Raw genomic sequence first — 23,201 nt, 5'->3', positions numbered from 1 at the left:
TTTTGTCTTACGCTGCTTGTGTGGTTTTTTGAGTGTCAACTTTAAAGCCTTGTTGTTGATATTGTCGATATCGTAAACGAGCAAGTTGTTTTAACTCTTCATCACCAGGCACAAAGTCTATGATTTGAGAAAACTGACGGGCGAAGTCTGGAACTTCACTGGTCAAATTAATTAAAATGTTTCTATTGTTTGTCGGTGCTTGCCAGCTTATCTCTACTGGCGAACCGCTTTTTAACCCTTCACCGGGAAGGTTATGTGGAACAAAACTATCGGCATCAAATGCCCAAAGTAACTCATCCACTTGATGTGCTGATTTTTGATCAGACACATAAATAAACACTCGTTTATTTAAACGGTAATTGTGGGCTGCTTGCTGACAAGCAATTTGCAGGTATTCCTCAACACTCACAGATTCTTGTGACGTTTTTTCAGCCATTAAATGAAAGGTTACCTGCGCCATTATTACTCGCCTTGTTCTTGGCCACTGCGGTTAATTAAGTATTGCGTTAACATACTTACTGGACGACCCGTTGAGCCTTTATTTGCTCCGCCGCGCCATGCCGTACCCGCAATATCTAAATGTGCCCAGTTATATTTTTTGGTGAACTTAGATAAGAATACTGCTGCCGTTATAGTACCTGCTGCTCGGCCACCTAAGTTAGTAAAGTCAGCAAATGGACTTTCTAGTTGGTCTGCGTAGTCATCCCATAAAGGTAAGCGCCATGCTCTGTCACCACTTTGCTCTGAAGCATTTAATAACTCATGGGCAAGAGGATTATGGCTACTTAATAAGCCTGTTGCGTGCGCGCCTAAAGCGATAACACAAGCACCCGTTAGCGTTGCTACATCGATAACTACGTCTGGGTCGAAGCGTTCTACGTAGGTAAGGGCATCACATAATACTAAGCGACCTTCAGCGTCAGTGTTTAATACTTCAACGGTTTGTCCTGACATAGTAGTTAAAATATCACCTGGGCGGTAAGCATTAGCATCAGGCATGTTTTCACAGCCTGCTAAAATGGCAACTACGTTAATAGGTAAATCAAGTTCTGCTAAAGCATTCATCGTACCTAAAACACCTGCAGCACCACCCATATCATATTTCATTTCATCCATAGCTTCGCCTGGTTTTAATGAAATCCCACCTGAATCAAAAGTTAAGCCTTTGCCAACTAAGACAATCGGTTTAACGTCACTTTCAGCGCCGTTATAAGAAATAACACTCATTAATGACTCATTGACACTACCACGGCCAACGGCAAGGTAGGAGCCCATTCCTAAGCTTTCCATTTCAGCTTCATTAACAACATGAGTACTGATTTTGTCATTTTGGGCTGCAAGTTGATGAGCTTGCTCGGCTAAATAAGCCGGGTTACAAATGTTTGGTGGTAAATTGGCCACATCTTTACAAGCTTTTACCCCCGCAGCGATTCCTAAACCATGAGCAACAGCGCGCTCACCTAAAGGTAGCTCTCGGCGAGTAGGTACGTTAAAAACGATTTTACGAAGCGGTCTACGAGCTTCTTCTTTGCGAGTCTTTAAGCTATTAAATGTGTATAAACAGTCTTGGGTCGCTTCAACTGCTTGACGGACTTTCCAGTAAGTATCTCTGCCTTTAACGTGTAACTCTGATAAGAAACATACAGCTTCCATAGAACCGGTTTCGTTAAGAGTATTAATGGTTTTACTAATTATTTGACGATATTGACGTTCGTCTAGTTCACGTTCTTTACCACAACCAACAAGCAAAACGCGCTCACTTAAAATGTTTGGTACTTGATGTAGTAACAACATTTGTCCAGATTTTCCTTCTAAATCGCCGCGGCGAAGAAGGTTTGAAATATAGCCACCGCTAATTTCATCAAGTTGCTCAGCTACAGCAGATAAACGACGTGGCTCGTATACACCTACTACGATGCAGGCACTGCGTTGTTTTTCTGGGCTGCCACTTTTTACACTGAACTCCATGAACACTCCTAATAATATGTTTAAATAGTTGTTTTTGGCTTGGTATAGTTAGATTAGCTTGCTAAAATCCAGTTTAAGAAGATAGACTTACTTATACTTTTAATCGTGCTTTAGGCTATTATTATAGCCAGTTCTATTTACTTTACGATTGATTCGCTTTAGGCGCCAAAATTAAATTATATATAAAAACGGTAAGTTTACTTAAAAAAGCATCCGTTGTCAGAAAAAAACTAAGTTTTTTGGATTAAATCAGTGATTATTTTTCGATATTTGTTCGGTGAAGTTATTCGTACTCAGCTAGGAGTTTTCCTCGTGCTGATGACAATCTTTATCAGTCAAAAATTTGTTCGTATTCTTGGAGATGCCTCAGAAGGTGGGATCCCCGCGCAAATGGTCTTAACCTTTATTGGTTTAACTATTCCACATCTCATTGGCGTTATGCTGCCGCTAAGTTTGTTTCTTGGTATTTTGCTTGCTTATGGGCGAATTTATGCCGAAAACGAAATGAGCGTACTGCATGCTTGTGGTGTGAGTGAGTGGTATGTTGTGCGGGTTACCTTAGTTGCGGCACTATTAAATGCATTAATCACCGGCGCTTTTACAATTTATCTCTCACCACTTTCGGCTGAGCAGGAATATGTGGTTAAAGAAGAGTTATCGAAAGACGTTGGTTTGTCAGCTTTAGTTGCAGGGCGTTTTCAAAAAACAAGTAATAACGAAGCCGTGGTATTTATTCAAAATATAGATGAAAACAATGAATTAGATCAGGTGTTTGTTGCGCAAGTACCTGATGACAAAGAGCAAGATGCGAGTCGAGTTAATTTGATTTATGCGGCTAAAGGTAAAGTTTATGAAGCCGATAACGGCACGCAACGTCTTCAGCTTGAAATGGGTAATCGTTATGAAAAAAATGCAGCAAAAAATGAGTATCAAACCATAACGTTTGCTAATTATGAAATGGAAATCCAGGATAAAAAAGCCAAAGAGAAACGCCGTAAATTAGAAGCGATACCAACCGTTGATTTATGGCAAGACGATTCAATAGAAGCTCTAGCTGAAGTACAATGGCGTTTATCTTTCCCGTTGGCGGTAATCATTTTAACGTTAATTGCCGTGCCACTCAGTGTGGTCAATCCAAGACAAGGTAAGTTTGCCAAAATGTTTCCGGCATTAATGCTGTTTTTGGGCTATTTCATCTTTTTAACTAGCGCAAAGTCAGCTCTTGAAGATGGTGTTATTTCTCCTGCAGTCGGTTTGTGGCCAGTTCACCTTGTAGCATTATTTTTAGGCTGGAGCTTACTACTTAAAAGTAGAAAAAGTGGTAAGAAAATGAAAGCTAAATTTAGCCGGAGTAAAAGCTAATGCGTATTCTAGACTTTTATATCGGTCGTATTATTGCAACCACCACATTTTTAACCCTTGCCGTTTTGGTAAGCGTTAGCACCATCATCAAATTTGTCGAGCAAATGCGTTATATCGGCAGAGGTAATTATGAGTTAATTCATGCGGGTCTATTTTCGTTATACTCAGTACCAAGGGATATAGAAATATTTTTCCCTATGGCAGCTCTTGTTGGCGGCTTAATAGGCTTAGGTATGATGGCAAGTAATAGTGAACTTGTCGTTATGCAAGCAGCAGGTTTGTCTAAAGTTCAAATCATTAAGTCAGTGATGAAAACCGCGGCAATCTTAATTGTGATGAGTATGTTGGTTGGTGAGTTTCTTGCTCCTAAAGGCGAAGCAACTGCTAGGGAGGTAAAGGCGAAAGCTATTTCTAGTGGCAGTTTGATCTCCTCAAGTAGTGGAGTATGGGCAAAAGATGGGGAGTTTATTGTTAATATTGCTGAGGTACTCGATACTGGCACCTTAAAAGGTATTGCTATCTATAAATTTAATGATAACTTAAAAATGCAAACTTGGCTGACTGCAGAAAAAGCTAATTTTGTTGGTGACCATTGGCTTTTACATGGTATTAGCACTGCGCATTTTAGTGATGATAGAATTAATACTATTAATGAAGATAGTCGTCAGTGGAAGTCTTCGCTTACCCCAGATAAATTAGGCGTGGTTACAGTAAAGCCTGAATCATTATCTATTCGAGGTTTGGTTAGCTACCTCGATTATCTTGATAAAAATCAGCAAGACAATAGCCGCTACATGTTGGCTTTTTGGCGAAAAGTTATGCAGCCCATTACTGTTGCTGTTATGCTGCTTGTGGCTTTATCTTATATATTTGGTCCATTGCGTTCTACCTCTATGGGGGCAAGAATTATGATGGGCATAGGCACAGGTATCGTTTATGATTTTGCTAATCGAATGTTTGGTTCGATCACCTTAACTTTCGATCTACCTCCATTTTTTGGAGCAACTTTACCGAGTGTGTTATTTGTTGTCGTTGCGGTTTATTTATTACAGCGCAAAGTTTAATAAAAATATAAGCATTACAGCTTAAAAGTATTAGAAAGCAAAAGGGTGGTTTAATCGGACCTTTTGCTTTTATAAATGCTGCTTAATGAGTTGAAACTTAATGGAATTGGTATTACTCGAGGTTTGCTTTATTAGCCTCTAAAGAAAACACAACAACTTCACTATTTGATATCCTATCTTGTAATGCTAATTTATTTTTACGGTCAACGATGACCAATAAATTCCCTAAGCCGAGTAAAGTAAAAAGTAAACGTATAACAGCCGTTTTCGCTGAAATTAGGCTACCATCAAGGTTTTGTACTTTTAAGCGCCATGCACGCATACCAATTGTTTGACCTTTTTTAGACCAAAAATAGATAAAGAAATAACTAACCCAAAAGATATTCCAAGTATGGAATAAAGCATTGTAAAAAGTTGGCGTTTTTTGCCAATCAATCTCAAAGCTATTTCGTACTATGCTGATTAAGCCTAAGTGATCTAAATAAATCATGATACCTATACCTATATAGCCAACTATCATGAAAACAGCCAAAGCAATTAATGCATCATAGATATAAGAGCCCAAGCGTCGTCGAAATCCAGCTCTGGGGAAATTAGGTTCAATAGTAGACAAAATAATACACTCACAATTAAAATTTTCGCTAGTCTATCATTACTCAAATAAAAGACAAAAATTATAATTTTTTGACATTGTTGTGCGATTAGTAGAGTTTAACTTCTTTACAACTGCCCAAATCTTGTTCATCCGCAAGCAAAGCATTAGAAAAGGCTTGCTTGCCCATTGTAGTTTCGTATAATGCCTAGCATCAAATACATTTGTTTTGCTTAGTTAAATAAGCGAAACAAAAAAGTACTTTGGCGTTGTGGTGAAATTGGTATACACGCTAGATTCAAAATCTGGTTCCTTCGGGAGTGTCGGTTCGACTCCGACCAGCGCTACCAACTTAAATAAACCTCGCTAGCAATAGCGGGGTTTTTTTATGTCTTGAATAAAATGGAGAAAAACAATGACAATTGAAAGATTAGAAACAAAGGCAAGAATGAGTCGCATAGTAAAACATAACGGTACAGTGTACTTATGTGGGCAAGTTTGTGCCGATGCTACTAAAGGTATTGTTGAACAAACTGAGACAATGTTGGCTAAGGTTGATCAGTTATTGATACAAGCTGGTAGCTCTCGAGAACATATGCTATCTGCGACTATTTATATAAAAAGCATGGATGACTTTGCACAGATGAATGCTGTTTGGGATAAATGGGTCCCAGATGGTTTTGCTCCTGCTCGAGCCTGCGTTACAGCTAATATGGCTAGAGATGAATTACTCGTTGAAATATCAGTGATTGCAGCAGAAATCTAACTCAAATACTTTTCGTTGGTTATATTGCTGTTAAGTAAACGTTATATTTGAGTTTTGTTTTTATGTGTAGTGTAATTGTTGGATTGATATTGTTGATTGTGTTTTTCTATAGGTTTTTCGTTTAAAGAAAACGTTTTCTAGGTTGTTGACTTGTGTGTTGGTTTTGTAATAATCTGTAGCCAAGTTCAATTCAAATAAAACATTGTATTGGTCTAAAACGAGTATTTTTAGATGCACTATTGTGACTTTGATATAAATATAAAGAGATTATTTAAATGAATAACAATTTTAAGTTGTTAGCAACATCAACTTTGTTGACTATGAGTGCGAGTTTTTCAACATTACTAAATGCTGAAGAAAGAGAAGTGTTGTCAGCTACTATTAGTATTGAAGATGATCGCTATTCCTTATCAAATCCTTTACACAATGATAAAAATTCTGAAGGCCAGATAATAAGTACCATGACTTATGACTCCTCAAAAGTTGATGAGTTAGGGGCTGCATTTTCTATGGAGTATAAAAATATTCCAGGAACTACCGGCTTTGACGGCTATGTTCAAGGAGCTGTTGGTGGTGTCAAATATGGTGGAAAATGGCATCCTGGCGATATTACTTTGACAGGCATGCCAATTCAAATCAAAGAGTTAGATAATAGCTTTAGATTACAATGGAAAACTTTCCAGCAAAATGCTTATGATGAAGATGATCAGTGGTGGGCTACTATTAATGTAATCTTAGATTCATTAGGTGCACATCTACAACCTAACGAAGACGATAGAGATTTTGATGTTGTCATTCAGTTAGAGCGTTATGAGCAAGACAAATTAACAGATAAATCAAAAGGTAATAATTCATATTGGTGGTTCGCAAGAAATTCAGATAATAGTATAAAACCGTTTGTATTGACTATCGACGGCAAAGAATATCATTGGGGAGTTAGGTATAAATTTTTTAACTATCCTGAAGGACATAATAATGTTCATAAAAATAATAAAGTTCATGTTAAATACATCCCTATAGATAATGCTAATGTTGCTCCATATTTAGATCATCCTTTAAAAACGTTCGTCGACTCGGCTAAAGATTATTTGCAGTTTACTGATTTACCTGCAGAAGAGTTATCTTTAGCAAATGAAAAAATGGATGATGAGTTGTGGATTAAATCGGTACGTGCTGGTTATGAGGTTTATACAGGAGAGTCTACTTTAGGTAACGAATACTTTCGTACTGAAATAGATATGACCCCGCCTGAAGCGCCAACTGATTTAGCTTTAGATATTACATCGGATAAATTAGTTTTGACGTGGCAATATGATTCTATTGATGATCCTATCGAACATTATATTGTTTATCGTTCGGTCAATGGCTCTGCATTTGAGCCTGTTGATATGAAAGTATACACAAAAGAATATATTGATTTAGATATATCTGAGGGTAATAGTTACGAATATTATGTTACTGCCACAGATAGATCGTTCAATATATCACAAGACTCAGATGTGGTTGATATGACAGGTGAGATAGTTCCGACACCAACGACACCTGATCCTACGACAAATCCAACACCAGAAGTTGAAGAGCCTGAATCAGATTCTAGCTCAGGTGGAGGCTCGTTAGTTTGGCTACTTGCTAGTGGTTTATTGATTTTAAGACGTAATATCTTAAAACTTTAAAAAATATCAATTAGCTAGTATTTATACCAAGTTAATTAATAAAATTGCTGTTATAAAGAAAGAGAAGTAAATTATTTACTTCTTTTTTATATGTACATTAAAAATATACCCTGAAATATAAGCTTGAAAAATAGGTAAGTAATGAATAAAACAATAATAACAACATTAACCTGTGCAGCATTAACAAGTTTTAGTGCATTTGCCAAAGTTAAACCGGCTAACTTATTCACTGATAATATGGTTATTCAGCAGCAAACCGATGCGGCAATATGGGGTTGGGCAGAGCCAAGTGAGAAAGTGACCATTTCAGCTAGTTGGGGAGATAGTGTAACGGTATCTGCCGATAAAACCGGTAAGTGGCAAACAACATTAACAACCCCTGTAGCAAACAACAATAAAGCAACGCCATACTCTATTGAATTCAAAGCAAGTAATACGGTAACGATTAATAATGTATTAGTAGGAGAGGTATGGTTAGCTTCAGGCCAATCAAACATGGCTTTTACGATAAAAGCACTTAAACTGTCGAAACAGCAAATTGGTGAAACTAATTTTCCTCATATAAGAGAGTTTACTGTTCAGAAAAATGCTTCTAAGTCACTTGCTCAAGATGTTACAGGTAATTGGACAGTGGCAAATGAAACAAGCGTAGCAAACTTTTCCGCGACGGCTTATTTTTTTGCTAGAGAAATACACCATAAATTAGGTGTTCCAGTTGGGATTGTTAATTCAAGCTGGGGCGGAACGCCAATTGAATCTTGGTTGTCTGCTAGTGCGCAATCTGAACATGAAGCAACTCAAAAGCTTATAGCACAGCAAGATAAGTGGGCAGCGAATTATAATGAGAAAAAACAACAAGACAAATACCAGCAAAAACTAGCAAAGTGGAAAAATGACCGCAATGCAGCTAAAACCGCAGGTCAAAAATTTAAACAAAGAAGACCCAAGCAACCACAGCACCCACATACAACTCAACGTTATCCAAGTAATCTATATAACGGTATGATCAACCCATTAAAGCCTTACGCAATAAAAGGTGTACTTTGGTATCAAGGTGAAGCTAACTCTAAATCAGTTGCAAAAGGTAACTTTTATCAGACGCAATTAACGAGTTTAATTAATGGCTATCGCTTTGACTGGAACAAGAGCGATTTGCCATTTTATGCGGTGCAGTTAGCTAACTTTAAAAAGCCACAGGTTAACCCGGTGGAAACCGAGCAATACTGGCCAAACACTAGAGAATCGATGCGCCGTGCCACCAAAGCATTAAATAATGCAGATATTGCTGTGGCAATTGATATTGGTGATGCTAATGATATTCATCCAAAAAATAAAATGGAATTAGGTCGTCGTTTATCACTGCTTGCGCTCAAAAATGAATATAATCAAGATGTTGTTTCATCCGGTCCAAGTTATCAATCAGCAGAGGTTATGGATAGTAAAATAAAGCTTAAATTTAGTGATGTTGGCTCTGGATTAACAACCGATGATGGTAAACCTTTAACTGGCTTTGCAATTGCGGGTAGTGATGGTAATTACGTATGGGCTGAGGCTAAAATTTTACCTGGCATTAAAGGTAAACAGCAGTTTGTTGAAGTAAGTCATCCTGAAATTAGCAAGCCTGTTGCAGTAAAATATGGATGGGCTGATAACCCAAGTACTATTAATTTGTACAACAAAGAAGGTTTACCGGCTTCACCTTTTAGCAGTAATTAGCTTTTAAATTTAAATCTTAAGCCGCTTTAATCTTCTCAAGATTAAAGCGGCTTTTTATTATTTGAGCAATTCGATGGCATCGTTAACTGAAGTGAAATTATCTATTGAATTGTTGATAAGATTATCGCGTAACTCTTTTAGTTGTAGATAATATTTAGGTCTTACATCGATATCTTTAGCTAAGCCAATTAAGTCATCTATTAAACAAGCAAAAGCTCTTAGTTCAATGATTTCAATATAACGCTGCTGCTCTGTAGGCAGTAAGCCATAGTTTGATGCTGCACCAAAATCACCAAACAACAGCTGACAATCTTGATTAATTAAAATATTGTGGGCGTAAATGTCGCCATGGCAAATATCTTTACTATGCATATGTTCAATTGCATTAAGCATAGCCAAGCACATTTTTTGTATTTCCTGATAATAGTATTGTTTATCTAAATCGAATGTATCACGAGTACAGCTGCTAAAAGAGGGAGGGAGGCCTAAATTAAAGTAATTTCTAGGTATAAGGTTCATGACCAAACCTAACTTATCTTGAGTTTTGAGTAATGCACTTACAGAAACTAAGTTAGAGTGAAAACCAACTTTTAAGCAAGCATTTAACTCATCATCTGGTGAGCCGTCACTGGTAATGTTACCTTTAAATATCTTTACAGCTATCGGTGCTAAATTATTACTCAAAGACTCTGGTTTATTTAGCCAATTTGCATGGTAAATAATGCCCGATGCACCTTCACCGATACATTCGCCTATTGCTAAATCGTCACTAGTAACCTGTGGTATCTGCACAATATCACTTTTAGCATATGTACTAACCGGGTTACCTGAAAACGCTAACCAAGCCAGCTTAGGAAGTTGTAATAACCAATTTGGCAATTCGGTTAATCGGTTTTCGGACAAACGGATTAACTCTAATTTTTTACAGTTATTCATACTGCTAGGTAATTTTGATAGTTTGTTACCCGCTAACATAAGCTTTTGTAAATTTGCTAAAGAGCCCATTGAATCCGGCAATGAAGTAATTTCATTATCGGTTAAAATTAACCAACGAGTTTTCTCAGGCAATGAATCTTCATCAATCTTAGATATTTGGTTACTTTTAAAGCCGATCATTTCTAAACTTTCGCATTGCTTTAAAATAGAGGGGAGTTCAGTGAAGTTATTTTGCGATAAAAACAATATTTTTAAGTTTTTTAAGCAAGAAAATTCATCAGGTAATGCTGACAGTTGATTGTTTGATAAATCCAGTATTTCTAAAGAATCGGCTAAGCTAAATATTTCCTGCGGAAACACAGTTAAATTCTCAACTAACTGTAATCGCTTACTATGTTTTAATTTACCTGAGGTAAGTTGTGCTAATGTTTGCACTTAAAGCCAGCCTTATATAGTTTATTACTCGTGTGCTTATGATAAAACAAGTCTAGGTAAAAAGATAAAACTTAAGCGTTAAATAATTAATTGGATGAATTAATTAATGGCGGTTTTGTATTCGTTATCAAAATTTCATGTTATTGTAGGGACATTGTTTAAAGTTAGTATTCTTAATCATTCCTATGTTGTATCACAAATCAATTTTGCATCCTCAAAGCTCACAATGGGTGGTTTTTATTCATGGTGCCGGCGGCAGTTCTAATGTTTGGTTTAAACAAATAAAAGAATACAAAAAACATTTCAACTTGTTATTTATTGATTTACGCGGCCATGGCAAATCGAAAGCTGTTTCATTCAAAGAAAAGCTGAAAAAAGGTTATACTTTTAACGATGTCACTTTAGATATAGTGCAAGTGCTTGATCACTTAAAAATTAAATCAGCTCATTTTGTTGGTATTTCTTTAGGTACTATTATTATTCAAAAGCTAGCTGAACTATCCCCTAAAAGAGTTCAGTCTATGGTACTTGGTGGAGCTGTAACTCGTTTTGATTTTCGCTCTAATTTCTTGGTGAAACTCGGCGATATGTTCAAACATATTATGCCTTATATGTGGTTATATCGTTTATTTGCTTATGTATTGATGCCACAAAAAGGTCAAGGTGAGTCGAGAAGTTTATTTATAAATGACGCCAAAAAACTTTGTCAAAAAGAGTTTAAGCGTTGGTATAAGTTAGCTGCTGATGTGAATCCTTTAATGAAATACTACAAGAGTATTAAAACTCATACGCCAACCTTGTACTTAATGGGAGGTAATGATTATTTATTTCTTCGTCCGGTTAAAGAAATTGTCGCAAAACAAGAGATGAGCCAATTGACTGAGATTGTTGACTGCGGTCATGTTTGTAATATTGAAAAGTCAGACGAATTTAACTTCCACTCAATCAATTTTATTAAAAATATTAACTAATAAACGGCTCACCATGAGCTTTTTAATTCACTATTGATAAGGTTGTCAATAACAGTAGTAAACTAAGTATTGCTGTTATAAACTTGAATTATAAAACAATAATAATTCGAACCTAAGCTAATGAAAAAATTAATATTATCTACTCTAATCTTAGTATTATTTGCCTGCTCCGAATCTTCAGTATCAACCGATAGTGTTGCATCTACCGATGAAAATAGCAGTAAAAAACCAAATGTTTTATTGCTGTACATGGACGATTTAAGGCCAGAATTAAACTCTTATGGTTCTGAGCAAATTATCTCTCCTAATATTGATAAACTAGCTAACCGTTCGGTGCAGTTTACTCAAGCTTATAGTAATGTTTCTGTTTGCGGTGCATCGCGAGCGAGTATGCTAACTGGCTTACTACCTACTAAGACTCGCTTTATTGACTACAATACTCGAGTAGATTTAGAAACGCCTGCGCAAGTTACCCTACCAAGATTATTAAAAGATAACGGCTATACCACGATCTCTAATGGTAAGGTTTATCATCACTTAGACGATAGAACCTCTGACTGGGATGAAGTGTGGCGCCCATACGCGTTTGATAAAAATGAGCAAGGGTTGTCACCATTAGATTACTGGCAATCTTTATGGAAAGATTATCAATTACCTGAAAATATCGAATTATATAAAGCTACCGATCTCGGTCCATCGTTCGAAAGAGCCGATGTTAGTGATAATACATACATTGACGGCATACTTACCGATAAAGTGGTTAGTGATTTAAAGCGTTTAAAAAATAGTGATAAACCTTTCTTGCTTACTGCTGGATTTATTGCGCCACATTTACCATTTAATGCACCAAGCAAATATTGGGACATGTATGATCGTAAAGATATAAAACTACCAAATAATAATTACGTGCCTAAAAATGCCCCTAAAGTATCAATAAGCAATTGGGGAGAGCTTCGTGCTTATACCGACATTCCTAAGCAAGGCCCTGTTAGTGATGAAACGGCAATTTCATTAATACATGGATATTACGCAACGGTAAGTTATGTTGATGCTTTAATTGGTCAAATAATGACTACATTAACTGACTTAGAATTAGATAAAAATACTATCGTTATTTTTGTATCTGACCACGGTTATAACCTGCAAGAGCACACTCAATGGGCTAAATATACAACTTATAGAACATCAACTAGAGTACCTTTGATGCTTCATGTACCAACAATGGGAAAAGGTAGCACAACAGATGCTTTAGTTGATTTAGTTGATGTTTATCCAACCCTTGTTGAATTATTAGATCTTGAACTACCAAAGCATGAATTAGCTGGCAAAAGCTTAGTACCGGTACTTAATGATCCTACCTTAAAAGGTAAAGACCATGTGTTCTTAAAAAATGGTAAAGGCTATACCATTCAAACCCATCAATATAGTTACACTGAATTTATTAACGATAAAAATAAGACCTTCGCACGCATGCTTTATGATCATCGAACCGATGTTGATGAAAATATTAATGTTGTTGATGAAGCCGATTATGCTGATGTTGTTACTAAGTTAAGTACGCTTTTACATACTAAGTACGCCAGTAATATTATAGGTGACTAGTTATTTACCGTTTTTCGATAGGGGACTCATAATGCACAAATCTAAATTACATAGACTGCTGTTGTGTTTATCTATTGTGCTTATGTCTCCGTTTTCATTAGCGAATGAGACTCTTTCACTAAAACAAGCTTTTAGTAACGACTTTTATATAGGCGCCTCTTTAAAAGCTGAGTTTGTCGACACTTCTAATCACGCTAATAAGCAACTTATTAATCGAGAGTTTAACAGTGTAACTTCGGCAAATATGCTTAAATGGGGGCCATTGAACCCAAAAGCTAATACCTTTAATTTTAACTCCGCTGATAATTTTGTTGAATTTGGTGCTTTAAATAATCATTACGTTGTTGGTCATGTGTTGTTTTGGCATAACCAAACGCCTAAATGGGTGTTTCAACACAATAAACACAAGTTGCTAAATCGTGAGCAGTTACTTGCGCGAATGAATGAAAGGGTAAAACTCTTATCGAAAAGGTACACGAATGAAATCCATGCATGGGATGTTGTTAATGAAACCATTTTAAGCAATGGCCAATGGCGTAATTCAAAGTGGATTGAAATTATAGGTGAAGACTTTGCTGAGCAAGCCTTTATTATTGCTGACAAACATCTCCCTAAAAGCACCGAGCTTATATACAACGATTTTGGTATGACAGCTCCGGGTAGGCGAGATGCAGTAGTCAAAATGGTTAAACAGATGAAAGCCAAAGGCATAAGAGTTGATGGAATAGGCATGCAGGCTCATTGGTCATTAAATTCTCCATCAATTGCGGAAATAGAGAAAAGCATTGTGGCTTTTGCTAATACTGGCGTTGATGTCCACATTACTGAATTAGATATTGATGTGCTGCCAAGAGAAAAATCTCAATTTGGTGCTAATACCAAATTAAAGTTGCCGATGACAAAGCACAACAACCCCTACGCCGATGGGTTACCGCAAGCTGTAGATATGGCCTTAGCTCAGCGTTATAAAGATATATTTGAGCTGTTTTTAAAACATAAAAAGTCGATTAAACGAGTAACTTTTTGGGGCGTAACGGACCAAGACTCTTGGTTAAATAATTGGCCAATAAAAGGCAGAACAAGTTACCCTTTATTATTTAATCGCCATGGTCAAGCTAAGGCGGCTTATCAGCAAGTTATTGGTTTGAAAAAACAGCCTGTTGCAAGCTCTACTAAATAAATTAAGTGATTAAATCAAATAGCTGCAACCCAGTAAAATTAATAACACACCAAAAACCTTACTAAATAACTCTCCTTTGGGTAGCGACTTTTCAATGATTACCATCAAGGTAAGCAGTAAAATCCAGTGTAGGTTCATTACCCCGGTTACAAATAATACCGCCATTAAAGACCAACAACAGCCAACACAAAACTGGCCATGTTTGAAGCCAAATTTGATGGCATTAATTTTACCAGGGATTAGTTCTTGGCTAATAACCGATAGTGGTGAGCGACACAGTTTCAAGCATTGTTGTTTTAATGGGGTAAACTGATAAATTCCGGCAATGATTAAAATTAAACCACTAAATGTTATATTATTGCTCACCATCATCGGGCTTAATAAGGCTAATTGATGTAGCCACCACTGAATTAAAGTTATCGCTAAACTATAAATGATCCAAACAATGGTATAGCCAAAAGCGAAAAATAAAGTAGGTGTATAGGCGTTGGTTTGTTGTTTGCTAGTGGCATTAATTTTATCAATTAATAGCATTACCGGTATTATTGAAGGCAACATCATGCCTGCCATCATTATGGCCCACATCATAAACAATAAGGCAATATCCACACTTGTCCATGTTGCCACTGGCTCCATATTCATAGTCATGCCATAAACCATGTAATACCAACTTAAAAAGATGATAAAAACTAAAGTAAATAAGTTAAATAATCTTTTTAAGTATAATGCCAACAAAAACAGTTGCTCCCAAGCAAGTAATGTTTGTATCAATTATTGATAGCTAAGCGTTAGGCCAATTTACAATTGCTTTTGCGGCAAAAGTATCTTTGTAGTCAAAGGCTAAATTACCATGGTTAACTTTAAGCTCCGTGGTTTTGCCGATAAAACCATCATTCCACATAAATCCGCCTTCAGGGTAGGTGATATGAACCTTGTTTTCTAAACCTGTTACCGGATTGATGTGCGGTGTTTGCCCTGTTGCTAATACACCTGAAATAGATACTGTTGAAGTATGATCTTGTGGATCCATAACGATATCACTAATAATAGGGCCTTCAAATTCAGTAAATAAACTGGCTATTGCTTCAACTGGCATACCACCTGCTTGACCAGACATTATGGTGGCTAAGGCGGTAACTTGTTCAGTAGAGGCACTTCTATCGATAAATAATGCCCCTTTGCCATTACCGTCATGCATGGCTTTTGGCCACATGGCAACAAACACCATTTTACAACCGCTCAAATCAAGGTCATTAAAGTGGCCTTTAATCACTTGAAAACCTAGAATGGCTTCGCAGCCACCGTTAGCACTATCGGGAAAACCGCCAAACTGACAACCACAGCCATGACTGCAGCTACAACTTTCAATTTGGTGCATGGATAATGCCCAAGAATAATCATTAGACATAATATACACCTCCTATAAGGATCCTTAATTATAGACTAGATCCATGAACTTTCCGGTTTACCCTTGATACGATTTCTTGTTACTGTAATAGCTGATTATCTTAATATTTAACTGAATCATTACAGGTTGTTGAAATGCTTAAATCTTTTACCTTTATCTTGATCTTTATACTGTCTTTAACAGCTCAAAGTGCTGAATTTAAAACTGGGCCGGTGATCAAAAGCTATGGTAAAAATGTAGTCGTTGAAAATGGCCTAATGGATCCTGAACAACAAAAGTTTAAGGTGGTTTTTGACGTATCAAAGGTAAACGAGCAAGGTGAAGTCAATGGCAGCTTTAACACGGTTGCTCGTTTTATTAATATGCACGTTAGGGCAGGTGTGCCTATTGAGAATATTGAGGTCGCTTTAGTTGTTCATGGTAAAGCTGGCTTTGATTTATTAACACCGACTGAATATAAAAAGTTATTCGCTAAAGCAAATAAAAGTGCCGATTTGGTAAATGAGTTATTTAAAGCCAATGTAGATATCTATTTATGTGGCCAGTCAGCAAGTTATTTAGGCATAACTCAAAATATGGTTAATCCTGAGGTTAAACTTGCGCTGTCAGCTATGACAGCCAATGCTTTATTGCAACAGCAAGGCTATACACTAAACCCGTTTTAATTGTTTGAATAAATTTAAGCTAACTTCGCCTATTATGTCGCGATATGCTAGTAAAATAGGTTTATATTGATATACTAACTCGGTATTTTTTCATTGTGAATTAGCCATGCATATCGACAATCTTCTACAACAAGTTAATCAGCAAATATCTTCTGAGTGTAATACAGCACAAGTCACTATTAATAAAAGCTGGGCACAAGGTCGCACTGTTTTTGGCGGCATATCGGCTGCTTTGGTTTATCAGGCAATACGCAGAAAAGTAAGTGAAGATAGAGTATTACGCTCTTTAACCACTAATTTTGTTGGGCCAATAGCCGTAGACTGCACATTAACGATTGAAGTTGAAATATTGCGAGAGGGTAAAAATGTAAGCCAAGTTATCGCTAAAGCAATGCAAGATGACAAAGTCTGCGTAATGACACAAGCGACTTTTGGCGTGGCAAGATCGTCTAAAATTGCAGTAACAAATCTTGATTTTCACAATATGCCCAAACCTAAGAAAGCTAAGTACATACCGCAAATACCTAAGTTAGTACCTAAATTTTTACAACATATCGATTTAAATGTGGTTGAAGGAAGCTTACCGTTTTCAGGTAGCAAAATGTCTAGAGGCCAGGGATGGATGCGTTTTACTAAACCACCTGAGCAAATAACTGACGCTCACCTTATTGCTTTAATTGATGGTTGGGCGCCGCCGGTAATGCAAATGATGAGTTGGCCCGCTCCTGTAAGTAGCGTAAGTTGGAATGTCGAATTTATTCACCCGCATCAAGTAGTTGAACCGACCGATTGGTTCGCTTTTCAAGTAAAAACCCGACAAGCTGCAGACGGTTATGGTCACACCGAAGCTAATGTTTGGGATAGCGCTGGTGAATTGGTTGCCATCAGTCGTCAAACTGTGGCAATTTTTGATTAATTTAGGCTTTAATTAAAAGCTAAATTAAAGTAATTCATGACCTTCGGGTAATTTCTTTTGGATCCATAAAGCTAACTTGTGTTTCATATCAAGCAAGCCTTCTTGGTCTTCTGGCAAAGGGTGAACCATCTTGTCTTGTACCAGTAATCGATACAAAGCCTCAATTTTTTGCTTTGATGCGTCGGTTGCTTTAAAACTACTATAGCCCCTATTTATGGCGTACTTTTCACCAACACTTAATGCTATTTTTAATAACGCTGATTCATTTTTTAATTTTTTCATTTGATTCGCTTTCTAATTACTGATGAATTCAGCTCGGCTGGCTGAATTAGTTTTGAAGCAGCCGCTAAGTGCTGTGGTGGTGGTTGATGAATTTGAATCCATAACACCACGTGCTTTTACACAATAATGCACGGCATTTATGGTAACGGCAACATGTTCTGTTGCCAAAAGCGCCTTTAATGCGATTAATATTTGCTTGGTAAGACGTTCTTGTACCTGCGGGCGTTGGGCAAAAAAACGTACTAAACGATTAATTTTAGATAAACCAATAATGGTTTTATTGGGAATATAAGCAACTTTAGCTAAGCCATCAATAGTAACAAAATGATGTTCACAAGTGCTAGTTAAGTTAATGTCTTTGACCATGATCATTTCATCATTGGCCATCTTATTATCAATAACCGTTATTTTAGGAAAGTTACTGTAATCTAAGCCGGAAAATATTTCCTGAACATACATTTTGGCAATACGATGTGGCGTTTCTTGTAAGCTATCGTCAGTTAAGTCTAAACCTAAAGCCTCACTGATCTCAGTAAAAGCGTGTTTGATCTTTTGATACTTTTCATCGCTAGATAATGAAGAGCCTTTGTGCATAGGCGTTTCTAAACCAGCACTTATGAGAGCTTGTTGTACCAACTTGGCTTCTGCGCTCGTGGCCGTATTATTTGCTATTGATGCTAATTTTTTTGCTTGTGCTGTATTCATAAAGTTCCCAATCAGTAACTGTTAGACTAAAGCTCTACCACCATTTAAGTGTAGAGTATGTCCTGTTATATACCTACTTTTCAGTAAATACCGCACGGCTTCTATGCCTTCAATAGCTCCTGGAGCTATTTGCATTAACGATTTTTTTAAGGTTTTTTGCTGATAAGCTGCACTATCATTTTCATTAAACATTAATAACGATGGCGCAATAGAATTTACCTTAACCTGTGGCGCTAATTTTGCAGAAAATGATAAGGTTAAATTTGCTAATCCTGCTTTACTTGCTGCATAAGCTATGTGCTTTTTACTACCTTTATCTACGATGTAATCGGTAAAATGGATTATATCTGCAGCTATTTTATTTTGCTGAGCGTAAGTTAACAGCAATTTTTCCAGTGATAAATTGAGTTGATAAGGTGTCTGCACATGAATTTGCAGCATTGTATTCATGATGTCGCTTGGCTTTATTTCATCACTTTCAGCAAGCCAATCTGAAGCGTTATGGATAATGGCTTTTAGTGATGAACACTTAGCATGTATCTGGTTGGCAAAAACCTCGATGGCGCCATTATTTGAAAAGTCAGCTTGGATACAAAAAATGCCTAAGCTGCGTAATTCTTTTATGCTCTCACGCTCGGTTCTATAGCTCACAATAACAGGTGTGTTGTCAGTGTGTAATGCTTTAGCTAACTCAAAGCCAAGCCTTTGACTTGCCCCTGTAATAAGGATTGCGTTGGCTAACATATTAATTTCGCTTGGCACTAAGTGTTAAAGATACTGAGTCAGCAAAGCGAAGGGCATGTGGCTTTTCTACCGTCACTTTAGCAAAAGTTACTAATTCTGATGCCATTGCAATTTCTAATAAATCAGAGGTAAGTTTCTCTAACAACTTAAAGTGGCCATCTTCAACGTGAGCGATCATTTTTTTAGTGATGGTTTTATAGTTTAACGCTTGTGTCTCTTCATCAGTACTACAGGCGTTACCTGCTGGATAAGTTATTTGTGCATTAATCACAATATCTTGTTGTTTGGTTAGCTCTTCAGGATTAAAACCAATATAAGTTCTTAATCGTAAATTTATTATATTTATGGTCGCTTCTTCAATTATTAGCGAACTATTACTGCGATTAATATTTTCAACGTTTTGCATTCCACTTCTCGATAACAGCTACGGGCGATTAAATTTAGTATAACAAGGGTTTAACTAATTAATACGCTTATCCCCAATAAAAAGTTTACAAAGTTATACAAACTTTATATTTAAATATTGGCATTAAAGTTAACTTGTGTATAATGCTTAAAAGATGTTTAGACGTCTAAACATCTAAATTTACATTTAGTTATCATTAATATCATGTTGTATTAGCCAATAGGTAGAGAAAATGCGTTTATTTGACATATTAGGGGTTCTTTATGAGCCAATTAACACTTTAGACAATCATGATCATTTGCTTAGCTATGTAGAGCCACAATTAAATGACGACGGCACTTGCCCTATTTATAAAGTCCCTGGCAATACCTATGACTTATTACAATACGTAGATAGTGAAGAACAAAAAAAGAATTTGTTAGATTTACTTGCTCGCTTAAACCGCTTAGTACGCTGGATCCACCTTAAAACTGATGTGCTTTGGTTTGGTATTTACTTGCGCCATGGCGACAAGTTAGTGAAGTACGTTTATAACGGTGAAATGTCAAAAGCTGAGTTTGAAATTTCAGAAGAGAACTTAAAAAAGTCAATTAACACTCGTGTGATCATGGAAAAACAGCAACATTATATTCCTGATGTAGATAACCATGATGGTCCATATTATCGTTGTGATGCGAAAGTGAAGTCAGAATTATGCTGCCCTATCTTTGGGCCAAGTGGTGATGTGATTGGTATTTTTGATTCTGAAGATCATCGTAAACATTTCTTCGATGATAAAATTGACTTCATAAGTAATAAAGTGAAAAGGGCGATTGAAATATTTCTCGAAGATCACCCTTATATTACCAATTCAAAAGAGTTTGATATCGCTGAAGACAAATACGCACAAAAAATATAAGACCAATTTGATTGTTTTTATTGGTCTAAATCCTTAATTTTTATATAGTTTATCAATATAACCTTTAATGCTATCTTGCCAATAAAAGCGTTTAGCCTTTGCTGATTTTTGAATATGCTGCCATTGTTTTGAGTTATCTTGTATATCTTGTAAAGCAATCGCTAGCTGCTTTTTAAAGTCAGCTATTTGAGCGTTAAATGTTGAACCAGAAAATAAATACCCAGACTCTAAATGCTCTATAGTATCTGCTAAACCACCAATTTTATGTGCGATACAAGGCTGGCCGGCACGCATAGCTAACATCTGTGAAATCCCACAAGGCTCAAAAGAGCTTGGCATCACAAATAAATCGCCATTTACATATAAATTTTGCGATAAATTATCACAGTAACCATTTATAAAAAGTAAATTTTTATTCCTCGCCATAACTTGTGTAACAATATCTTCAAGCATAGGATCACCAGATCCTAAAATGATCATTCTTGCATCATTTTCATCGAGTTGCTGTAACAAGCTATCGAGGACAAGTTGCTCACCTTCGGGTAATAATAATAGTTTTACTTTCTGCTCGGTCAGACGTCCAATACTAACCAAAGAAGGCCCATTACTGGGAGTTTTAGACCAATATAACAAACGTTCATTAGCAATGTTATGAACCTGTCTCTCGCGTTTTTCATGGCTCTGTAAGACAGTTATTTTATCTGCTATTTTAGTTAATAATTCAGCATTAGAAATAGGGTTTGGTTGTACAAAATCATAGTCACAACCATTGATAAAACCGAATAATCGACCTTGCTTATTTGCTTTGATTAAATCTTGCTCTAACCACTCACCACCGACAAAACCATTTTCATGGTCACTCGGTTGCATAACTTCTTTGGCATAATTCGGTGATACAACATGCACCGCATCAGCTAGATTAATTGCTGTACGAGTTGGGTTTATACAGTGTGTGTAGCGGGGATCGTTAATAACATCGACATCGTAATTTAAGGTCGGGAACCAAGAATGCAAAGATGCTTCATCACCTTCTAACGGACGTGTACCTTGAATAGCTAAGTTGTGAATACTGTAAACGAGCTTTTTATGTTTCAATTTATTGTATCTTGGCTCATATTCACGCAGCATAGGTATGAAAGCCGTATGCCAGTCATGCAAATGTAATACATCAATTTTATCGAACCAAGCACCACAAATTAATTCACAAACTGCCGCTGAAAATAGGGCAAATTTATTTGAGTCACTGCAAAAAGGTTTGTGAGGTCCATCATCAAAATATATTTGTCCTGGCTCGCCAACACAAAAATTTCGATGCTCAAATACCCACTGCGTCACATTTTTATTGGTTATATTATTTACTTTAAAAAGTTCTACATGTTTAATTTCGCCCTGAAATGGTACGTCTAATGTAAGTACTAATTCGCAATCATTTACCACTGACTGGTATTGATAGCTTGGGATAAGTACATCAACATGTACATCTTGTTGAGCTAAGAACTTGGGAATATCACGAATAACATCGCCTATGCCACCTACTTTTCCTTTTGGCAGAGCATCGTTCTCCGAGGCAGCCATTAATACTTTTAACAAAATATCGCCCCTAGAGTGCTTGTTTATTTAAGTAAGCTTGGATCATTTCACGAGTAACTAGGACAACGCCTTTGTCAGTAACACGGAAACCATTTGCTCTATCTTCTTCATGGTTGACACCGATATGCATGTTTTCAGGTATACTAACACTTCGATCAATTATGGCTTTGAAAATTTTAGTATTACGGCCAATTTTGGCTCCCGGCAGTATTACTGACTTTTCAATGTAACTAAAAGAATTAACCCTAACTTGTGAAAACAGTAGCGATTCTTTTACTGTCGCACCAGATACAATACAACCCCCGGAAACTGTTGAGTTAACTGCTGTACCTCGGCGGTTTTCCTCGTCCCAAACAAATTTAGCTGGTGCAGTTTGCTCTTGATAAGTCCAAATAGGCCATTTAGGATCATACATATTTAGCTGCGGTTCGGCAGACACAAGTTCCATATTGGCTTGCCAAAATGAATCCAATGTACCTACATCACGCCAGTATGGCTGGCCACCTGTTTCCGGATCTTGAAAAGGAAAAGCAAACACATTATGCGATTTTATAATCTCAGGGATAATATCGTGACCAAAGTCGCCACTTGAGGCTTCTTTTTCATGGTCACGTTTTAGTTGTTCAAATAAAAATTCGGTATTAAAAACATAGTTGCCCATTGAAGCTAAAGTAACGCCTGGCTTTCCTGGTACTTGCGAAGGTTGCTCTGGCTTTTCATCAAAGCGGCAAACTTTATTATTTTCATCAACCGTCATTACACCAAAGGCTCCTGCGGCTTCTTCTGTTGGTACTTCAATACAACAAACTGTCATATCGGCGCCAGTTTCTACGTGTTTGGCTATCAAGGCACCATAGTCCATACGATATATATGATCGCCAGATAAAATCATTACGTACTTTGGCAATTCGTGACGGATAATATCAATATTTTGAAAAACCGCATCAGCAGTGCCTTCGTACCACCCTTCACCATAGCGCTGCGAAGCCGGTAAAATTTCTACCGATTCACCCATTTCTTTTTTAAAATGTCCCCACGCTCGATTAATATGACGAATAAGTGAATGTGACTTGTATTGCGTTGCTACGCCGACTTTACGAATTCCTGAATTTATGCAATTAGAAAGAGGGAAGTCAATAATCCTAAATTTACCACCAAAAAATGTTGCAGGTTTTGCTCGCCAATCGGTTAATTCATGTAAACGAGAGCCACGCCCACCAGCTAGAATAAGTGCGTAGGTATCTCGAGTTAAGTTACTTATATAGCGATTTGAAGTAATTGGCATAGCGTCCTCGTAATGCGGTATCTGATTGTTTGTATTG

At 36.8% G+C, this 23,201-nt stretch carries 23 protein-coding genes and 1 tRNA gene; 12 read left to right on the top strand and 12 right to left on the bottom strand.

Translation table 11 applies throughout. The annotated features are described in order from the left end of the window. Positions 1-7: 7 nt before the first annotated feature. Together FNN08_RS13015 and pepA are read right to left on the bottom strand one after the other, a co-directional pair. Positions 8-460 carry a DNA polymerase III subunit chi gene (locus FNN08_RS13015; RefSeq protein ID WP_143586483.1) on the bottom strand — a complete coding sequence of 151 codons (453 nt, stop codon included), beginning with the start codon at positions 458-460 and terminating at the stop codon, positions 8-10. Between the two features lie 2 nt (positions 461-462). Continuing rightward, on the bottom strand, positions 463-1,968 hold the full coding sequence (pepA, locus tag FNN08_RS13010; RefSeq protein WP_143586481.1) for a leucyl aminopeptidase: 1,506 nt from the start codon (positions 1,966-1,968) through the stop codon (positions 463-465). A 252-nt stretch (positions 1,969-2,220) separates the two neighbouring features. Here pepA and lptF point away from each other — a divergent pair, with 252 nt between their 5' ends. Then, entirely contained in the window at positions 2,221-3,330 is a 1,110-nt protein-coding gene (lptF, locus tag FNN08_RS13005) for an LPS export ABC transporter permease LptF (RefSeq protein WP_143586480.1), read from the top strand. Beyond that, a complete protein-coding gene (gene lptG / locus FNN08_RS13000) occupies positions 3,330-4,394 on the top strand; it encodes an LPS export ABC transporter permease LptG (RefSeq protein WP_143586478.1) in 1,065 nt (354 codons plus the stop codon). Before lptF ends, lptG begins: the two co-directional genes overlap by 1 nt. A 112-nt stretch (positions 4,395-4,506) precedes the next feature. On the opposite strand, the gene FNN08_RS12995 is transcribed toward lptG, so the two are convergent. Next, a complete protein-coding gene (locus FNN08_RS12995; RefSeq protein WP_143586476.1) occupies positions 4,507-5,007 on the bottom strand; it encodes an RDD family protein in 501 nt (166 codons plus the stop codon). Positions 5,008-5,251: 244 nt separating this feature from the next. On the opposite strand from FNN08_RS12995, the gene FNN08_RS12990 reads away from it, so the two are divergent. The 4 genes from FNN08_RS12990 to FNN08_RS12975 all read left to right on the top strand — a co-directional run bounded on the left by FNN08_RS12990 (position 5,252) and on the right by FNN08_RS12975 (position 9,141). Then, positions 5,252-5,336: transfer RNA gene (locus tag FNN08_RS12990), tRNA-Leu, on the top strand. Between the two features lie 65 nt (positions 5,337-5,401). After that, positions 5,402-5,752 carry a RidA family protein gene (locus tag FNN08_RS12985; RefSeq protein WP_143586474.1) on the top strand — a complete coding sequence of 117 codons (351 nt, stop codon included), beginning with the start codon at positions 5,402-5,404 and terminating at the stop codon, positions 5,750-5,752. A gap of 275 nt (positions 5,753-6,027) precedes the next feature. After that, the gene (locus FNN08_RS12980) at positions 6,028-7,425 is read left to right on the top strand and encodes a fibronectin type III domain-containing protein (protein ID WP_143586473.1); all 1,398 of its coding nucleotides are present in this window, start codon (positions 6,028-6,030) and stop codon (positions 7,423-7,425) included. Positions 7,426-7,566: 141 nt separating this feature from the next. Then, positions 7,567-9,141: a sialate O-acetylesterase gene (locus tag FNN08_RS12975; protein ID WP_143586471.1), complete on the top strand. Its 1,575-nt coding sequence runs from the start codon at positions 7,567-7,569 to the stop codon at positions 9,139-9,141. Between the two features lie 57 nt (positions 9,142-9,198). Here the strand turns inward: FNN08_RS12975 and FNN08_RS12970 are convergent, their stop codons facing one another. Beyond that, positions 9,199-10,512, bottom strand: coding sequence for a leucine-rich repeat-containing protein kinase family protein (locus FNN08_RS12970; RefSeq protein WP_143586469.1), 1,314 nt, complete (start codon positions 10,510-10,512; stop codon positions 9,199-9,201). A gap of 185 nt (positions 10,513-10,697) precedes the next feature. On the opposite strand from FNN08_RS12970, the gene FNN08_RS12965 reads away from it, so the two are divergent. The 3 genes from FNN08_RS12965 to FNN08_RS12955 all read left to right on the top strand — a co-directional run bounded on the left by FNN08_RS12965 (position 10,698) and on the right by FNN08_RS12955 (position 14,265). Continuing rightward, complete coding sequence (locus FNN08_RS12965) at positions 10,698-11,483, top strand: alpha/beta fold hydrolase (RefSeq protein ID WP_143586467.1); 786 nt, start codon at positions 10,698-10,700, stop codon at positions 11,481-11,483. 120 nt (positions 11,484-11,603) lie between these two features. After that, positions 11,604-13,085 carry a sulfatase gene (locus FNN08_RS12960; RefSeq protein WP_143586465.1) on the top strand — a complete coding sequence of 494 codons (1,482 nt, stop codon included), beginning with the start codon at positions 11,604-11,606 and terminating at the stop codon, positions 13,083-13,085. A gap of 31 nt (positions 13,086-13,116) precedes the next feature. Further along, positions 13,117-14,265 carry an endo-1,4-beta-xylanase gene (locus FNN08_RS12955; protein WP_143586463.1) on the top strand — a complete coding sequence of 383 codons (1,149 nt, stop codon included), beginning with the start codon at positions 13,117-13,119 and terminating at the stop codon, positions 14,263-14,265. A 9-nt stretch (positions 14,266-14,274) separates the two neighbouring features. Here FNN08_RS12955 and FNN08_RS12950 read toward each other — a convergent pair whose 3' ends face one another. After that, entirely contained in the window at positions 14,275-14,913 is a 639-nt protein-coding gene (locus tag FNN08_RS12950; protein WP_143586461.1) for a DUF2182 domain-containing protein, read from the bottom strand. 133 nt (positions 14,914-15,046) lie between these two features. Then, positions 15,047-15,673 (bottom strand): DUF1326 domain-containing protein, encoded by a 627-nt coding sequence (locus tag FNN08_RS12945; RefSeq protein WP_143586459.1) that lies wholly within the window; start codon positions 15,671-15,673, stop codon positions 15,047-15,049. Between the two features lie 134 nt (positions 15,674-15,807). On the opposite strand from FNN08_RS12945, the gene FNN08_RS12940 reads away from it, so the two are divergent. Together FNN08_RS12940 and FNN08_RS12935 are read left to right on the top strand one after the other, a co-directional pair. Continuing rightward, a complete protein-coding gene (locus tag FNN08_RS12940) occupies positions 15,808-16,338 on the top strand; it encodes a DsrE family protein (RefSeq protein WP_143586457.1) in 531 nt (176 codons plus the stop codon). Between the two features lie 106 nt (positions 16,339-16,444). Beyond that, positions 16,445-17,254, top strand: a complete 810-nt coding sequence (locus tag FNN08_RS12935; RefSeq protein ID WP_143586455.1) for an acyl-CoA thioesterase — start codon at positions 16,445-16,447, stop codon at positions 17,252-17,254. A 24-nt stretch (positions 17,255-17,278) separates the two neighbouring features. Here the strand turns inward: FNN08_RS12935 and FNN08_RS12930 are convergent, their stop codons facing one another. The 4 genes from FNN08_RS12930 to folX are packed head-to-tail and all read right to left on the bottom strand — an operon-like array spanning position 17,279 to position 19,346. Next, positions 17,279-17,536 carry a DUF5062 family protein gene (locus FNN08_RS12930; RefSeq protein WP_143586453.1) on the bottom strand — a complete coding sequence of 86 codons (258 nt, stop codon included), beginning with the start codon at positions 17,534-17,536 and terminating at the stop codon, positions 17,279-17,281. Positions 17,537-17,548: 12 nt separating this feature from the next. Further along, positions 17,549-18,241 (bottom strand): GTP cyclohydrolase I FolE, encoded by a 693-nt coding sequence (gene folE, locus FNN08_RS12925; RefSeq protein WP_143586451.1) that lies wholly within the window; start codon positions 18,239-18,241, stop codon positions 17,549-17,551. 21 nt (positions 18,242-18,262) lie between these two features. Then, positions 18,263-18,985 carry a dihydromonapterin reductase gene (folM, locus tag FNN08_RS12920; protein ID WP_143586449.1) on the bottom strand — a complete coding sequence of 241 codons (723 nt, stop codon included), beginning with the start codon at positions 18,983-18,985 and terminating at the stop codon, positions 18,263-18,265. Position 18,986: 1 nt separating this feature from the next. Beyond that, positions 18,987-19,346: a dihydroneopterin triphosphate 2'-epimerase gene (folX, locus tag FNN08_RS12915; RefSeq protein ID WP_143586864.1), complete on the bottom strand. Its 360-nt coding sequence runs from the start codon at positions 19,344-19,346 to the stop codon at positions 18,987-18,989. 277 nt (positions 19,347-19,623) lie between these two features. Here folX and FNN08_RS12910 point away from each other — a divergent pair, with 277 nt between their 5' ends. Beyond that, positions 19,624-20,289 (top strand): GAF domain-containing protein, encoded by a 666-nt coding sequence (locus FNN08_RS12910; protein ID WP_143586447.1) that lies wholly within the window; start codon positions 19,624-19,626, stop codon positions 20,287-20,289. A gap of 33 nt (positions 20,290-20,322) precedes the next feature. Here FNN08_RS12910 and FNN08_RS12905 read toward each other — a convergent pair whose 3' ends face one another. Next, entirely contained in the window at positions 20,323-21,879 is a 1,557-nt protein-coding gene (locus FNN08_RS12905) for a glycogen synthase (protein ID WP_143586445.1), read from the bottom strand. Between the two features lie 10 nt (positions 21,880-21,889). Then, positions 21,890-23,164: a glucose-1-phosphate adenylyltransferase gene (glgC, locus tag FNN08_RS12900; RefSeq protein WP_143586443.1), complete on the bottom strand. Its 1,275-nt coding sequence runs from the start codon at positions 23,162-23,164 to the stop codon at positions 21,890-21,892. Between the last annotated feature and the right edge of the window lie 37 nt (positions 23,165-23,201).

Origin of the sequence: Thalassomonas sp. M1454, from assembly GCF_007097525.1 — a bacterium.
Lineage (GTDB): Bacteria > Pseudomonadota > Gammaproteobacteria > Enterobacterales > Alteromonadaceae > Thalassotalea_A.
The sequence above is the reverse complement of the archived record's forward strand: the minus strand, read 5'-3'. Positions and strand labels throughout refer to the sequence as shown.

Excerpts from the sequence above, each read along its gene's own strand:
- FNN08_RS13015 (WP_143586483.1), bottom strand. The coding sequence starts at position 460 with ATGGCGCAGGTAACCTTTCATTTAATGGCTGAAAAAACGTCACAAGAA.
- pepA (WP_143586481.1), bottom strand. The coding sequence starts at position 1,968 with ATGGAGTTCAGTGTAAAAAGTGGCAGCCCAGAAAAACAACGCAGTGCC.
- lptG (WP_143586478.1), top strand. The coding sequence starts at position 3,330 with ATGCGTATTCTAGACTTTTATATCGGTCGTATTATTGCAACCACCACA.
- FNN08_RS12985 (WP_143586474.1), top strand. The coding sequence starts at position 5,402 with ATGACAATTGAAAGATTAGAAACAAAGGCAAGAATGAGTCGCATAGTA.
- FNN08_RS12980 (WP_143586473.1), top strand. The coding sequence starts at position 6,028 with ATGAATAACAATTTTAAGTTGTTAGCAACATCAACTTTGTTGACTATG.
- FNN08_RS12975 (WP_143586471.1), top strand. The coding sequence starts at position 7,567 with ATGAATAAAACAATAATAACAACATTAACCTGTGCAGCATTAACAAGT.
- FNN08_RS12965 (WP_143586467.1), top strand. The coding sequence starts at position 10,698 with ATGTTGTATCACAAATCAATTTTGCATCCTCAAAGCTCACAATGGGTG.
- FNN08_RS12960 (WP_143586465.1), top strand. The coding sequence starts at position 11,604 with ATGAAAAAATTAATATTATCTACTCTAATCTTAGTATTATTTGCCTGC.
- FNN08_RS12955 (WP_143586463.1), top strand. The coding sequence starts at position 13,117 with ATGCACAAATCTAAATTACATAGACTGCTGTTGTGTTTATCTATTGTG.
- FNN08_RS12950 (WP_143586461.1), bottom strand. The coding sequence starts at position 14,913 with ATGACTATGAATATGGAGCCAGTGGCAACATGGACAAGTGTGGATATT.
- FNN08_RS12945 (WP_143586459.1), bottom strand. The coding sequence starts at position 15,673 with ATGTCTAATGATTATTCTTGGGCATTATCCATGCACCAAATTGAAAGT.
- FNN08_RS12940 (WP_143586457.1), top strand. The coding sequence starts at position 15,808 with ATGCTTAAATCTTTTACCTTTATCTTGATCTTTATACTGTCTTTAACA.
- FNN08_RS12935 (WP_143586455.1), top strand. The coding sequence starts at position 16,445 with ATGCATATCGACAATCTTCTACAACAAGTTAATCAGCAAATATCTTCT.
- FNN08_RS12930 (WP_143586453.1), bottom strand. The coding sequence starts at position 17,536 with ATGAAAAAATTAAAAAATGAATCAGCGTTATTAAAAATAGCATTAAGT.
- folE (WP_143586451.1), bottom strand. The coding sequence starts at position 18,241 with ATGAATACAGCACAAGCAAAAAAATTAGCATCAATAGCAAATAATACG.
- folM (WP_143586449.1), bottom strand. The coding sequence starts at position 18,985 with ATGTTAGCCAACGCAATCCTTATTACAGGGGCAAGTCAAAGGCTTGGC.
- FNN08_RS12910 (WP_143586447.1), top strand. The coding sequence starts at position 19,624 with ATGCGTTTATTTGACATATTAGGGGTTCTTTATGAGCCAATTAACACT.
- glgC (WP_143586443.1), bottom strand. The coding sequence starts at position 23,164 with ATGCCAATTACTTCAAATCGCTATATAAGTAACTTAACTCGAGATACC.